The organism is Shewanella sp. MSW (assembly GCF_007636515.1).
Classification (GTDB): Bacteria; Pseudomonadota; Gammaproteobacteria; order Enterobacterales; family Shewanellaceae; genus Shewanella; species Shewanella indica.
Genome location: NZ_LVDR01000003.1, coordinates 101,678 through 115,805, shown reverse-complemented (window position 1 = coordinate 115,805; position 14,128 = coordinate 101,678). Strand labels below are relative to the sequence as shown.

The following is a 14,128-nucleotide window of genomic DNA, read 5'->3' as shown; positions in this document are numbered from 1 at the left end:
GTGGATGAGTGGAGATTTAACCATGTTAATCATACGGCCTATCCGAGCCTCAGATTTCCCGGCGCTGCGCTGTATCGCCGAGGAATCGGGCCATGGATTCACCTCGCTGCCGGTCAATGATGAACTGCTGACCCGCAAAATCGCCCGTTCGGAAACCTCTTTCGCCAAGGCGGTGGAAACGCCTTTTGATGAAGGTTACCTCATGGTGCTGGAAGATACAGAGACCCAAGAGGTTGTGGGCACCTGTGGTCTGGAAGCCGCGGTGGGAATGGAAGATGCCTTCTACCATTACCGTCTGGGTACAGAGGTTTATCATTCGTCGCAGATAGAAGTACGTAACGAGGTTGAAACCCTCAGCCTGTGTCATGATTACACAGGTGCCGCCGAGCTCTGCACCCTGTTTCTGAGAGATTCCTACCGCAAGGGCAACAATGGCCGCATGCTGTCACGCAGCCGCTTTCTGTTTTTGGCCCAGCATGCCAATCGATTCGGTGAAACTGTTATCGCCGAGATGCGTGGGGTCAGCGATGAGAACGGTAATTCCCCTTTCTACGGCTGGCTGCAGCAAAACTTCCTCGGCATAGATTTTATTCAGGCCGATTACCTCTCAGGTCTGGGACAGAAGGCTTTTATGGCCGAGATGATGCCCCGCAGCCCTGTCTATGTTTGCCTGTTGCCCGAAGCGGCGCAGAAGGTTATCGGTGAAGTGCACACCAATACACGCCCGGCCTTGAGCCTGTTACAGGCGGAAGGTTTCCGCTGGCGCAACTATGTGGATATTTTTGATGGTGGCCCCACGGTTGAATGCAACCTGGCGGACATTCGCTCCGTGCGCGAGAGTCGCTTACTGACGGTGCGTATCGGTGATATGCCTCAATCAAAGGACAGCTTTATTCTCTCCAACACCCATTTGGCAGACTACCGTGCCGGTTCGGCCAAGCTGGCGCTGACAGACGACAGTGAAGAAGTGATCCTGTCGAGCGAGTTGGCCGCCGCACTCTTGGTGGCAGACGGGCAATCGGTCAGGGTATTGGCAATATAGGAACAGCATAATGACACAATTTATCAAGGGCCAATGGCTCGCTGGCGAAGGCCAGGCAATGAGTTCAAGCAACCCGGCCAACGGTGAAACCCTGTGGCAGGGTAATGCCGCTACTCCGGCTCAAGTAGAAGCTGCCGTTGCAGCCGCCAGAGAGGCACAGTTTGACTGGTTTATGCTCGGTTTTGACGGCCGCCTGCAGGTGATAGAGGCTTATCGCGATCAGCTGGAAGCCCATAAGGCGGAAATCGCCGACACCATAGCGCAGGAAACCGGTAAGCCATTGTGGGAAACGGCCACCGAGGCGGGTGCCATGATAGGCAAAATCGGTCTGTCGGTTGCGGCTTATCACAAGCGTACCGGCGAAACTGAAAATGAACTGCCTGCCGGGCGGGCCGTGCTGAGACACAAGCCCCACGGCGTGGTGGCGGTCTTTGGGCCTTATAACTTCCCAGGCCATCTGCCTAACGGCCATATAGTACCGGCTTTGCTGGCGGGCAACACCGTGGTATTCAAGCCATCGGAACTGACGCCAAAAGTGGCAGAGCTGATGTTCAAGCTGTGGGAGAAAGCCGGTCTGCCAGCCGGGGTTATCAACCTGGTGCAGGGCGAAGTGGAAACCGGCAAGGCGCTGGCTTCACATCCTCAGCTTGATGGTCTGTTCTTTACCGGCAGCTCCCGCACCGGCCACTTGCTGCATCAGCAGTACGCCGGTCATCCGGGCAAGATCCTTGCCCTGGAAATGGGTGGTAACAATCCGCTCATCGTTAAAGGGATCAGTGATATCAAGGCGGCCGTGCACGAAATTATTCAATCTGCCTATATCTCCAGTGGCCAGCGTTGTACCTGTGCCCGCCGTCTCTACATAGAGAAAGGTGAGCAGGGCGATGCTTTGATTGCCGCCCTGGTTGCAGCGGTCAAAGCGATAGCTGTCGGCCCCTGGAATGCCGAACCACAGCCCTTTATGGGCTCGATGATCTCTGAAGCAGCCGCCAAGGGCATGGTCGCGGCGCAGCGTAATCTGCAGAATCTCGGCGGGGTTTCGCTGGTGGAACTGACCCATATTGAGAGCGGTACCGGCCTGGTGTCACCTGGGCTGATTGATGTTACCGAGGTGATTGAACTGCCCGATGAAGAGTATTTCGGACCCTTGCTGCAACTGGTGCGCTATAGCAGCTTTGATCAGGCGATTTCGCTGGCCAATGATACCCGTTATGGCCTTTCTGCCGGGCTGCTGGCTGATAGCCGTGAAGACTATGACTATTTCCTGGCACGGATTCGTGCCGGCATAGTGAACTGGAATAAGCAGATCACCGGAGCCTCTGGTGCGGCGCCATTCGGCGGCGTCGGGGCATCGGGTAACCACAGAGCCAGCGCCTTCTATGCGGCCGACTATTGTGCTTACCCCGTGGCTTCCATGGAGGCCGATGGTTTGAGTTTGCCACAGGCATTGAGTCCGGGACTTAGCCTCTGACAGTGAAGGGAAGCGCAGTGGCGCTTCCCTTTTTTGAACATACCATTTGCCTTTGGGCAAACTGCATTACACAGGGAATAACCATGCATACAGATATCAATGCGCTGTTCAATGCCATGTGGCAGGACTATATCAAGATGACGCCTTCGGCGGCCAAAGTGCATCAGCTGTTGGGTCAAGGCAAGGCGATTATTAACGACCATATCGCCTTGCGTACATTTAATCTGCCCAAGGTGGGCTTGGATGTGCTGGCGGCCCATTTCGAAGCGCTGGGCTATGTGGCTTGCGGAGATTATCGCTTTGAGCAGAAAAAGCTGGTGGCGAAGCACTTTGAGCATCCGGATCCGACTCAGCCCAAGGTCTTCATTTCCGAGCTGCTGGTGGAAGAGTTTAGCCCAGAGCTGCAACAACGGGTTACCGACTTGGTTGAGCAGATCCCAACCCAGGCTTTGACCGCAGATAACTTTACTTATTCAGGCAGGCATTGGCAGCTTGATTATGGCACCTACCAAGCCCTGCTTGCCGAGAGTGAGTATGCTGCCTGGGTTGCCGCCTTTGGTTATCGTGCCAATCACTTTACCGTGTCTGTGAACCATCTGGCCGAGTTCAGCACCCTGGCCGCCGTCAATACCGCGCTCAAGGAAGCTGGTTTTATCCTCAACAGTGTGGGCGGTGAGATCAAAGGCTCAGCTGAAGTCTTGTTGGAACAGTCGTCCACCATGGCCGACAGAATCCCCGTCGCCTTTGATGACAAGACGGTAGAGATCCCCAGTTGTTTCTATGAATTTGCCCTGCGTTACCCTAAAGCCGATGGTGAACTCTATACCGGCTTTGTTGCGGCCTCGGCAGATAAGATTTTTGAGAGCACTAACGTCAAAGCATAGCATTGCTTAAATTCTTATAAATGGCCTCCTTAATTAGGGAGGCTTTTTTTATAAACAAAACGACATGCTTAATATTTTGATGCCCCAATGTTTTTATTGTGTTTTAAATATGTTTTGTCATTGGTGTTTTGCATACTTTATTAATTTGTTTTTATGATGTTTTTTATGACGTACACCCAGTTTTTAATCTATTTAGACTAGTCATTAAGTATTGGTGTTGATTGTAAGGTTTTTCATGCCTATGCTTGTTTACATACGTAACAATGTGTATTAAGTGCATTAGTATCAATATCGAGACGCTATTCCACTTGGAACAGCGAAAAAACCATGAACGAGAGAACAAAGTCGAATAATAAATTACTGAGCTTGGTCAAGTTGGCCATGCCTTTGCTATTGTTTTTGGCTTTTTCTAATGCAGCGATATCTAATGAATTTGAAGAAGTTAATACACTGATATCTATTGCCAAACAGAACACATCACAGGTAAATCAGCTGGCAATCTATTCTCTTTCCTTGCCTTGTATTATGGCTGTTAAACTGGCAGATAACGCCGTCTTGGCCGAAGTGTTTAAAGCCATAGCAGTCAGTTGGTTTATTTTGTTCTTCTGCGGGCCCCGTATTCCCAACCTGGGTGTCCCGCAACTTTCCTTTGGTTGGATGCCCTATTGGGCGCAATTACTTCTCGAATGGGTAAAACCTATTCGTGGCAGTACCTCTTAGACTGGAATTAGCTCCAGATTAATTCGTTTTAAATAAATTAAGGCTTTTAAATATGAGATCCGGTATCTATCACCGCGATCTGGCCTTGTCACGCATAATAAAAAGTAAAAAAGCAAAGACGATCTTCCCTTTGCTGGGCTTACTATTGCTTGCGGGACAAGCTCAGGCGGTTAATGAGTTTGAACTCAAACAGGAAGAATTCGGCGAATGGACTGCCTATTTCAATGCGTCTTATACCCGCAATGCCTACAGTGAATCGGCTTTCGATGCTTACCGGGCTTATAGCCTGGATGCCAGGGTCGATTACAACAGTGATTGGGGCAGTGTACTGCTGACCTTTGGCGGTGAAAAAGAGACGCTGCACGGTAAGGAGTCGAGCCTTTTTGACCCCTTGTTCGAGTATCGAACGCCACTCTATTCCCTGACCGACACTCTGTCGCTTAAGGGCAGTGTCGGTGTTTATCTGCCGGCGGCGCATTACACCAAGCTGGATAGACTGGAGTATGCCCCCAGAGTGGCGGCTTATCTCTTCTATCGTCCTGAGGGCAACTTCAGTTTCTACCTGTCTCCCAGATACAGGTACAACGCCTACAAGTACAAGACCGCCGGTGAGCGGGTGCTGATTGAACATCAGGTCGATCTGGTGGCCGATGCCTATTGGCAATTTGCCAGTCATTGGTACCTGGATATCAGCGGCCGCTATCGGATGTCGAAGAACTACCGTGGTCGTCGTATGGATGACCAATTCACCTTTGCCCAGGAACTGGGATGGATGCCTGCCGATAGTTGGACACTGGCCATTGGCCATAACAACAGCGGCCGTTTCTACCACCCGGAACTGGGGCCTTCCGAAGGATTTGAGCTGTATAACAAGCGCAGCTCTACCTTCTATTTCTCAGTAACAAAATACTTATAAACTCAATTTATTCAGAGGATTAAATGAAGAAGTCAAGTCTGAGTCTGGCGATTGCAGCCAGCCTGGCACTCGCAGGATGTGGGGCAGGAGAAGAACCATACAAGGAGTTGCCCAAAGATGAGAAACAGATTAGCAGCGACTCGATAGAGAAGGCCGGTGAGCGCCAATATCTCTATATCCGCAGTGTCGGCAAGGCGCCGCGGTATGCCGCTGCCATCCGCGGCTTTAGCCAAGGTGATCCCAAGTTGGTGACCCTGCACAAGACAGAGAATGGCATACAGGTTCGTCAGTTGGATCGGGACGCCATAGGTCTTGGTCATGACAGCCGCTACCAGGAGGGCATCAACCAGGCGCCAGTGCTGACCATCCCCGGTGAATACATAGACTTCAGATGTACCGAAGACAAGTGGCGAGAATGTATCAACGTCGAGCAGGTCAATACCGATGCCAACCTGACCTGGCAGGACAAGCGCTTTTTTGTGCCTGACTTTGCCGACACCAAGATAGCTGAGCTGGGGATCAACGATATCTTTATGTTTGGTGAGTGTGTCACCGAAACTGAATCTCCAAAACTGGTCAATGCCGGAACCTACAAAGGCTATGAAATGGATCTGGACAAGGGGGTGATCAACTTCGAGATTGAACACACCTACCAGGCATCGGGCCAGTGTTTCAATCAGTTCTACGGTGGCAATCTGGATAACCTGTCGTTCACCACTACGGAATTTATCTCCATAGTGGCGCTGGATCAGCTGGCCAGTGAAGATTATCAAGCCATTCCTTACAGCGAGCATGAGAAGGGCACTTTTGGTTTCTTCAACTCCAGTCACAGCTATCGGGACAGAACCGACTCAGAGGGGGTGGATGGCTATGTTCGAACCTACCTGAACCGCTTCAACCCGGCCAAGGGAGAGTTGGTGTACTACTTGTCCAACAACTTCTATGAAGCCAAGAACAAGCCTTTCCTGGATGCGGCTATCGAGTCTGTGACCGCGATGAATATCGCCAACAGTCGTTATCATACCGGCTTGCCACAGATTAAGCTGGAGCAGGCGGGCGATAAACGCCATGGCGATCTGCGTTATAACCATATCACTCTGTTTGATGAACCTCTGGATAACGGTCTGGCCGGTTACGGTCCATCAGCAGCCAACCCACTGACAGGGGAGATTGTCAGCGCCAGGGTTAACCAATACAGCTCCAACCTCAAGCAAGGCGCGGTGCGTTACTATCGGCAACTGATGCTGGATTATAACCGTGGCAAGCTGGATGCGGCTTCGGTCGAAGCGCTCACCGGCGTGCCTTATCAGCAAGCCGTGGTTAAGCCTGCAGCTTTAGCAACATTGGAAACTGCGCCTGCCGCGCTGGACAAGCCTGCCGATGTGATGGTAGCCGCCACTCCGGCTGCTCTGCCACTCAAACCCGCTGAGCAACAGTTCAACGCCTTGGCCGACTTCGATGAAGCCAGCCGTGACTATTGGTCCGAGCATACTTTGATGCATATCGACACTGTGTTTGCCGCAGGCGGTCAGCAAAGAATGTTGCCGACCGGTGTTAAGGACCACAAGATTGATTGGCAGAATGCCGAATTGTGGGCCAATGGTGAAGTTGGCGGTAAGCTGCAGGCATTCGAGAAGCTGAGCCTGGATCTGCAAGATAGCCTGAGCACTGCGCTGGCCGCCCAAGCCTTTGCCGGTACTCTGACCCATGAACTGGGCCATAACTTCGGCCTGAGACACAACTTCGCCGGTAGCCGCGATGGTGACAACACCTTTAGCCAACAGGAAATGGAAACACTGAACCAGGCTTTTGCCGGTGCCGGTTATTCGGATCTGAAAGTGAACGCCGAATTTTCCAGCCAGATGGACTATAACGTTAACCGCTTTGCGACCACTTTTGAGCCCTATGACCTGGCGGCGCTGCGTTTCGGTTATGCCCGTGAAGTTGAAGCCGAAAATGGTGATTTTGTTTCCCTCAAAGAGGAAGATGCCAAGCGTCGTGAGGAGCTGCAAAAGGGCGTGCTCCAGGGCGAGACTCGTTTCGGTGCGCTCTATAACATTGCCCGCGACCACAAGCTGCGCAGCTATGCCTTCTGTACCGACGAGCATGTGTCGCTCAACAGTAACTGTAACCGCAGTGATGCCGGTCAGAACCTGGATGACATTGCCCAGTTCTATATCGACAGATATCAGGACAGCTATGAAACCAGTAACCTGAGACATAACCGTCAGTCCCTTTATGAAGATCACAGCCTGGGTTACACCATTGCCCGCAAGCGCCAGTTTGATGAGATCCGCCAGTTTATCGAAGATGTCAGCTTCCTCGAGGGGATCTTTGACTTGCCGGAAAACTTCTTCGCCAACGACTGCCAGGTGAAAGAAGCAGCTGGCCAGGATACCTGGTATTGTGCCAACCAAAGGGCGATGAACAAGGCGGCCGACCTGTTTCTGCGCCTTGCCGGTGAAAATGATGCCGTGGTAGATGTCACCTTCCGCACTGCAGATGGCCAGGCAGCGCTGAGACAGCAGTACAACTTTGCCAAGTTGCTGGAGCAATATCGTTTCAAGAGCGCCGACATGACCATGAGGTTTGCTCCGGGTGAAGTGATCAGCCGGTTTGCCGACTCTCCAGAAGCGCTGAAGGAACTGATCATCAACTATGGTATCAAGGAAGAGTTCCGGGATATGCTGAGCGCCGATGTTACCTTCGCCGGTCGTTTGCTGAACGGGGTCAAGGCGCCTGAAGGCTCGCCCAACCATCCTTATGTCAACGAGCGAGATGTGCTTGGGGTATGGCCGGACAAACTGTTGGCAGTGCGTGCCTTGGTGAGCCGCACGACTCCGAGATCGACTTCCAGCCGCGGTCACAAGGCGCTGGTGGATCTGCCACAAACCGGCAAGCTGTTCGAAGAGATGCTTTGCCGCATGGCGCTGGGTAATGGCCCGGATCTGGTCAGCAATGGCAAGCCTTTGTTTGCCGATGCCTGTAACAGCAGCCCTGAGCTGGAAACGTATCTGCCTTACTACAGCGATTTTGCCAGCCAGAGCATAGAGCCTCTGCCCAATTATGACCGCACAGTATCACGCTTCTTTGGTTTTGATACAGTCAATGGTCAACCCAAAGGCAAGAGCAACCTGCTGCAGATGATGCTGAGACAAGTGGTGTTGGCCTCGGTCGACAGCGACTATCAGGGTGAGCAAAAGGCCAGGGTATGGCGTGAATATGTCGGTATTCATCAGGCTGCCCCTGGGCTGGATATGCAGGCCCAAGTGTCCCTGAACGGTAAAATCTATGCCGCCACCGCCGAGAACAAGTTGGCGCTGGCGCTGATTGCCCGCATCAAAGAAGTGCAGCAGTTTATCGCCTCGGCTTCTCCTGAACTGTTGGCGCAGCAGCTCAAGGGCGGCACTGTGGGTGAGATACTCAATGGTCAACTGAGCCGTGATCGTTTGGCTCTGAGCTACCTGCCTGTGCTTGATTGAGCCAAGGTCTGACAGCTTGATAGCAAAGAACCCAGCCTAGTCTGGGTTCTTTATTCTTGTTTCAGTGGCTCTTTGAGGAGCCAGGCTAACCTTCAGGCCTTAAAGGTCAGTGAAACCTTGAGTCCGCCCAGTGCCGGGCTTCTGCTGAAGTCGATATCCAACTGATACTGCTCGGCAATATCCTTGACTATCGATAATCCTAATCCATGACCATTGATCTCTTCATCCAGACGATTGCCGCGGCGGGTGAGGGTTTGCATGTTTTTTTCTGCCACCCCGGGACCATCGTCTTCGACACTGACATATACCTGCCCCTGATGTTGCCATACCCTCACCAATACCAGGCTAGAGGCCCATTTATAGGCGTTATCCAACAGGTTACCGAGCAGCTCCATACCGTCTTCCCTGTGGATTGGCAGCCTGGGAATGCCATCGCTGATATCGAAGCGCCAACTGATTTGTTTGTATCTATGCACCTTATCCAGGGTTTGGCACAGGCTTTCCAGATCCCTTGGCAGTACCAGCTGCGCCGCAGGTAGCATATCGCCGGTTATTCGCGCTGCCGCCAGTTTACGCTCTATCATCTTGTGGATCTGCTCCAACTGCTGTTCCAGTGCCCTGGCGGTGTCGGGATCTTTCAACCCCAGCGCCTCGACCTGCTGACGCATCACCGCCAGTGGTGTCTTCAGACCGTGGCTGAGATTGCCCAGATTATTACGGCTGCGCTGAATTTGATTACTGGTGTATTCAAGTAACTCGTTGTAGGTTTCGGCCAGAGGTTTGACTTCGGGAGGAATAGTCTCCAGTGACAGCGAGTTGATTTCCCCCTCCCTGAGTTTGGCCAGCGCCTGTTTTATCTGCTTAACCGGCTTGAAGGATTGCCTCAATACCAGAAATATCCCCAGGATCATCGCCAGCAGCATAGCCAGGTTGACACTCAGTTTAGTGCCATAAACCTCGGTAAATACCTTACGGCCTATGCTGAGATCCTGTGCCACTGTCAAAGTGGCATTGATCTTCTTGCTGCTGGAGGTCAGCCCCAGTGACAACAACTGAATATCGTGATTTTGTGGCCCCTTGGTTTGCCAGGCGCGGGTTTGCCCTGGCTCCAATTGCACTATCTCCAGGCGTTGATCCCACAAGGAGCGGGAGCGGATCTCCCTATCCGGCAGGTTGAGCTGGTAATAGCGCCCGGAATAGGCGGGTTTGTAGAAGCCGGAAAGCAGGCTCTGATCTATCAGGATCTCACCGTCATTGAGGTGAGTCGCCAGTGCCACCTGTTCCAGATCTTCCTGCAAGCGGTTGATGATAGAGTCGTGAAATGCCTGACGCAGCATGGACTCCATAAACGCCAGGCCTATCAGGGTACTCAGTAACACCAGTGCTGTTAGCCACAGGCTCAGCTTGGTGCGGATGGACATCATCAGGATTGGCTGCCGTGAAAGATATAACCTTGGCCACGACGGGTTTCTATCGCCGTCTTACCCAGTTTCTTACGCAGGTGGGTGACATAGACCTCGACCACATTGCTCTCTTTCTCATCGTCAAATTGATACAGCTTATCGGTAAGCTGTGCCTTGGAAAGCAGTTTCTTGGGTGACATCAAGAAAATTCGCAGCAAGCGAAACTCCATGGCAGTCAGGTCGAAACTTTGTCCATTGACTGTTACTGTCTGTTCGGCTTCATCCAGACTGACGCCGCCGAAGTTCAATTGTTTGCCGGGCACAGTGGCACGGCCATGGGTTCGGTGGATAATTGCCTGCAGTCTGGCCAGCAGCTCTTGGGTATGAAAGGGCTTGCCCAGGTAGTCATCGGCGCCGGCATTGAAGCCTTCGACCTTTTCATGCCACTGACTGCGAGCGGTCAGCATGATCACAGGAGTGGTCAGTCCCTGCTGACGCCATTTTTCCAGCAACTGCAAGCCGTTGCCATCGGGCAGGCCGATATCGAGAATGATGCAGTCATACTGGGTTTCTTTGACCAGATAGTCAGCTTCTATGGCTTTGTCGGTGACATCCGTGACATAGCCTGCTTGCTTTAATTGTTTTGCCAGTTCTTCAACCAGCAGGGCGTTATCTTCAACGAGTAGCAGTTTCATTGGGACGACATTCGCTCGGTAATGGGGTTAGGTTATCGGGTAAACCTGTGCCTGCATTTAGGCTCAGGTTGACGATATGGCCATGTTCGACTTTTATCTGCAAATCATAACGCCATTCACCATCTTTCTGATAGAGATGAGCGTCGATCAATTTGCCATGGCACACCCATTGTAGCTGAGAGAGAGTGGCATCCAAGGAGAGAATCGTCCCGGATTTCACTAATTCCTTGGCGATATCGTGATCGGGTTCCAGGTGGGGACTGGCCACTTCAGCCTTTGCAGTACTCAAAGTCAGGCTAATAAAGCTAATGAAAAATAGCCCTCTCAATTGATGCTCCCGAAAAACAAAAGTGGCCAAGGATATTACCTTGGCCACTCTATAGAATCAGGCTTAAATCAAGCTGAAGCTGGCTTAGCGGGTACCGTAAACCACTATGGTTTTACCGTGCGCCTGGATCAGGTTCTGCTCTTCCAGCATCTTGAGGATGCGGCCCACAGTTTCGCGGGAACAACCAACAATCTGACCGATTTCCTGACGGGTGATTTTGATCTGCATGCCGTCTGGGTGGGTCATGGCATCAGGCTGTTTGGCCAGGTGCAACAGAGTTTGAGCGATACGACCTGCTACGTCGAGGAAGGCCAGGTTGCCCACTTTTTGGCTGGTGCTCTGTAGACGATGTGCCATCTGAGCGGCAAGTTTCATCAGGATTTCAGGGTTAACCTGGATCAGCTGCTTGAACTTCTTGTAAGAGATTTCAGCAATTTCACAGGCTTGCTTGGCGCGAACCCAAGCGGTACGCTCGGCTTGCTCTTCGAACAGACCTAATTCACCGATAAAGTCGCCCTGATTCAGATAAGAGAGGATCATTTCCTTACCTTCTTCATCTTTAATCAATACGGCAACAGACCCTTTAACTATGTAATACAGAGTGTCTGAATCTTCACCAGCATGGATCAGGGTGCTTTTGGCTGGATACTTATGAATGTGACAGTGTGATAAAAACCACTCCAAAGTCGGATCTGGTTTTGGCTTACCAATCAGAGCCATGCCTATGTTCCTCGATTGATTAAAACGAAAGTAAGGATATTCTAAATAAGGATTTTACGTCAATATCAAAGAGTAAACTTTGAACCTGGTCTTAGTTTAGACTAAGTGAATCAACGCAATTAAATCGCTAATCTTGGTTATCATTCTGATACTTTAGTGATACATGTCAACCAATTCAGATTAAAAGCCTCTGGATTCGCTCGAGTCTGTAGGTTAAATCACATCTTCTCAGCCTTGCTCACAATTCGCCAAGCACATTGAGGGCTATTATTAGCATTTTATTGTTGAATTCACCTCGACTTTCACGCCGGGTTCGGGCTAATTTATGAGTCTGTATGCATAGATTATCAAAGGGTATCAGAGTGAAATCTCCCTTAATTGCAGCGGCTGCCATGTTGGCCTTGAGTCTGTTCAGCGGACAGTTACAGGCCTTTGCCATTCCCCAGCCAAGCAAGGAAATTGCCGCCAGCAAACTGGCCTATATTCAGCTCAATGCCGCCAATGGTGAAGTGGAAGCTCAGTACCTGCTAGGTTTGATGTACCTCTCCGGCCGTTTCGTTGCCGAGGACAAAATTGCCGGCCTCGCCTGGTTGACCAAGGCTGCCGAAGGGGGCGAAACCAAGGCGCAGCAAACCCTGGCAGACCTGGCATTTGAAGGCAAGTTGATGCAGCGGGATTTGGCGCTGGCCGAGCGTTGGTATCTGCCGTTGGCGGAGCAGGGCAACCATTGGGCCAGGTTCAGACTGGGTTTCCTCTATGCTTCAGGTGGTGAAGGGGTTAACCGCCATTGCGGCAAGGCGGTGGCGTTTTTCAGCTCGGCCGGTGATGACATCTCTCTTGGTAATGCCGCCTGGATCCTGGCCACTTGCCCCGAAGCCAAGTACCGCGATGGTGGTCGGGCGTTGGCGCTTGCCAAGCAACTACTGGAAGACAACAATCAGGACCCCACCAATCTCGATAACTTGGCGGCAGCTTACGCCGAATTAGGGGATTTTACCGCCGCGGTGGCGACTCAGCAGCAGGCCATTGCAGCGCTGGAGCAGTCGCAGGATCTCAGTAAGGCGCTTGAATTCCGGCAGCGGCTGGAGAGTTATCGCAGTCACAAGCCTTACCGTGAAGTGGTGCCCTTGATGGAATAACGCCCATTGTGAATACTTCAAGCCGATACGGATAATCCCTTTGCCGAACGCTGGGGTTTTGGTTGAAGTTTTAGCTGTGGTTGATTGTGTTTGCGTCAGAGGAAGAAACTGACGCTTGCATGGGGAGCACGAATTCGGGCAATAAAAAATGCCCATTATGGGCATCTAAAATAGGGTAGGTTGTTGACATACTCGAGGGAACAAACAGATCAAGATGGGGGAATCTATCCCCAAGAGTATGTCAACCATCAGTATTTCGCCTGAAATCCCGATGACTGTAATTTACCCCTTTAGACTTAAATCAAACTTAATCGAGTCTGAAGCCAAAGTTTATCTGCATCCAGCCTATTCAATATCCTGCTCCAGCAGGGCTTGGCGCTTATCCATCAGGTCTTTGATCAGCGGTGTCAGAATAAGCTCCATTGCCAGTGACATCTTGCCTCCCGGCACGACCAGGGTGTTAACCCTGGACATAAAAGCCCCCTGGATCATCTTCAAATAATAGGGGAAGTCGACATTGTTGATGCCGCGAAAGCGGATCACCACAAAGCTTTCGTCCAGGCTGGGAATATCCTTGGCACTGAAGGGGTTGGAGGTATCTACCGTAGGGACCCGCTGAAAATTGATATGGGTGCGGGAGAATTGCGGCGTCATATGATTGATATAGTCGTCCATCGAACGCACGATTGAGCCCATCACTTTTTCACGGGTATGGCCGCGCTCAGAGGTATCGCGAATGATCTTCTGGATCCACTCCAGGTTGACTATGGGTACCATGCCAATCAAGAGATCCACGTGCTGGGCAACATTGCTTTCGCCGGTCACTACACCTCCGTGCAGCCCCTCGTAGTAGAGCATATCCGTGTCTTCCGGCAGCGGTCGCCACTGAGTAAAGGTACCCGGCATCTGGTTGTAAGGCACGGCTTCATCGAAGGTATGCAGGTAGGAGCGGGTTTCCCCTTGCCCCGTGCCGGCATAGTCGGAAAAACACTTCTCCAGACGGGCAAAGTCATTGGCTTCCGGGCCAAAATAGCTGATGTTGCGGTTTTCGGCCTTGGCCTTGCGGATCATCACTTCCATTTCGGCGCGGGTATAGTGGTGAAAGCTGTCCCCTTCCACCATGGCCGCATTGATCCCCAGTTGTCTGAAGATGTGACTGAAGGCGGTTGTGGTAGTCGTGGTTCCGGCACCCGATGAACCTGTCACTGCGATAATTGGATGTTTTGCAGACATTTTTCCTACCTGTTTCAAAGAACTTGGGCTGCAGGCCAACACTGTGGTTATCTGACCCGTTAACCTTTAGTTAACTACTTATAAAGGAATGCAGG

General features: G+C 51.7%; 12 protein-coding genes. 7 read left to right on the top strand and 5 right to left on the bottom strand.

Annotated elements, in window-relative coordinates:
- Positions 1-22 precede the first annotated feature (22 nt).
- The 6 genes from astA (at position 23) to AYI96_RS03695 (ending at position 8,515) form a co-directional block, all read left to right on the top strand.
- Positions 23-1,042 (top strand): arginine N-succinyltransferase, encoded by a 1,020-nt coding sequence (astA, locus tag AYI96_RS03720; RefSeq protein WP_039035546.1) that lies wholly within the window; start codon positions 23-25, stop codon positions 1,040-1,042.
- A 10-nt stretch (positions 1,043-1,052) separates the two neighbouring features.
- Entirely contained in the window at positions 1,053-2,513 is a 1,461-nt protein-coding gene (gene astD, locus AYI96_RS03715) for a succinylglutamate-semialdehyde dehydrogenase (protein WP_144361027.1), read from the top strand.
- An 83-nt stretch (positions 2,514-2,596) separates the two neighbouring features.
- Entirely contained in the window at positions 2,597-3,397 is an 801-nt protein-coding gene (locus tag AYI96_RS03710; RefSeq protein ID WP_071476526.1) for a DUF1338 domain-containing protein, read from the top strand.
- A gap of 327 nt (positions 3,398-3,724) precedes the next feature.
- A complete protein-coding gene (locus AYI96_RS03705; RefSeq protein WP_101095568.1) occupies positions 3,725-4,117 on the top strand; it encodes a hypothetical protein in 393 nt (130 codons plus the stop codon).
- A 52-nt stretch (positions 4,118-4,169) separates the two neighbouring features.
- Positions 4,170-5,033: a hypothetical protein gene (locus AYI96_RS03700; protein WP_144361026.1), complete on the top strand. Its 864-nt coding sequence runs from the start codon at positions 4,170-4,172 to the stop codon at positions 5,031-5,033.
- 23 nt (positions 5,034-5,056) lie between these two features.
- Positions 5,057-8,515 (top strand): zinc-dependent metalloprotease, encoded by a 3,459-nt coding sequence (locus AYI96_RS03695; RefSeq protein ID WP_144361025.1) that lies wholly within the window; start codon positions 5,057-5,059, stop codon positions 8,513-8,515.
- Positions 8,516-8,607: 92 nt separating this feature from the next.
- Here the strand turns inward: AYI96_RS03695 and AYI96_RS03690 are convergent, their stop codons facing one another.
- From AYI96_RS03690 to crp, 4 genes are all read right to left on the bottom strand, one after another.
- On the bottom strand, positions 8,608-9,939 hold the full coding sequence (locus tag AYI96_RS03690; protein ID WP_039035529.1) for an ATP-binding protein: 1,332 nt from the start codon (positions 9,937-9,939) through the stop codon (positions 8,608-8,610).
- Positions 9,939-10,613, bottom strand: coding sequence for a response regulator transcription factor (locus AYI96_RS03685; RefSeq protein ID WP_039035530.1), 675 nt, complete (start codon positions 10,611-10,613; stop codon positions 9,939-9,941). The genes AYI96_RS03690 and AYI96_RS03685 overlap by 1 nt, the downstream gene beginning before the upstream one ends.
- Positions 10,594-10,941: a PepSY domain-containing protein gene (locus tag AYI96_RS03680; RefSeq protein ID WP_039035548.1), complete on the bottom strand. Its 348-nt coding sequence runs from the start codon at positions 10,939-10,941 to the stop codon at positions 10,594-10,596. Before AYI96_RS03680 ends, AYI96_RS03685 begins: the two co-directional genes overlap by 20 nt.
- A gap of 84 nt (positions 10,942-11,025) precedes the next feature.
- Positions 11,026-11,661 (bottom strand): cAMP-activated global transcriptional regulator CRP, encoded by a 636-nt coding sequence (gene crp, locus AYI96_RS03675; RefSeq protein ID WP_025011303.1) that lies wholly within the window; start codon positions 11,659-11,661, stop codon positions 11,026-11,028.
- Positions 11,662-12,017: 356 nt separating this feature from the next.
- Between crp and AYI96_RS03670 the strand changes: the two genes are divergently transcribed.
- Positions 12,018-12,800, top strand: coding sequence for a tetratricopeptide repeat protein (locus AYI96_RS03670; RefSeq protein ID WP_025011302.1), 783 nt, complete (start codon positions 12,018-12,020; stop codon positions 12,798-12,800).
- Between the two features lie 345 nt (positions 12,801-13,145).
- On the opposite strand, the gene AYI96_RS03665 is transcribed toward AYI96_RS03670, so the two are convergent.
- A complete protein-coding gene (locus tag AYI96_RS03665) occupies positions 13,146-14,033 on the bottom strand; it encodes a phosphoribulokinase (RefSeq protein ID WP_025011301.1) in 888 nt (295 codons plus the stop codon).
- Positions 14,034-14,128: the final 95 nt, after the last annotated feature.

Coding starts and splice junctions, on each gene's coding strand:
- astA (WP_039035546.1), top strand. CDS start 23: ATGTTAATCATACGGCCTATCCGAGCCTCAGATTTCCCGGCGCTGCGC.
- astD (WP_144361027.1), top strand. CDS start 1,053: ATGACACAATTTATCAAGGGCCAATGGCTCGCTGGCGAAGGCCAGGCA.
- AYI96_RS03710 (WP_071476526.1), top strand. CDS start 2,597: ATGCATACAGATATCAATGCGCTGTTCAATGCCATGTGGCAGGACTAT.
- AYI96_RS03705 (WP_101095568.1), top strand. CDS start 3,725: ATGAACGAGAGAACAAAGTCGAATAATAAATTACTGAGCTTGGTCAAG.
- AYI96_RS03700 (WP_144361026.1), top strand. CDS start 4,170: ATGAGATCCGGTATCTATCACCGCGATCTGGCCTTGTCACGCATAATA.
- AYI96_RS03695 (WP_144361025.1), top strand. CDS start 5,057: ATGAAGAAGTCAAGTCTGAGTCTGGCGATTGCAGCCAGCCTGGCACTC.
- AYI96_RS03690 (WP_039035529.1), bottom strand. CDS start 9,939: ATGATGTCCATCCGCACCAAGCTGAGCCTGTGGCTAACAGCACTGGTG.
- AYI96_RS03685 (WP_039035530.1), bottom strand. CDS start 10,613: ATGAAACTGCTACTCGTTGAAGATAACGCCCTGCTGGTTGAAGAACTG.
- crp (WP_025011303.1), bottom strand. CDS start 11,661: ATGGCTCTGATTGGTAAGCCAAAACCAGATCCGACTTTGGAGTGGTTT.
- AYI96_RS03665 (WP_025011301.1), bottom strand. CDS start 14,033: ATGTCTGCAAAACATCCAATTATCGCAGTGACAGGTTCATCGGGTGCC.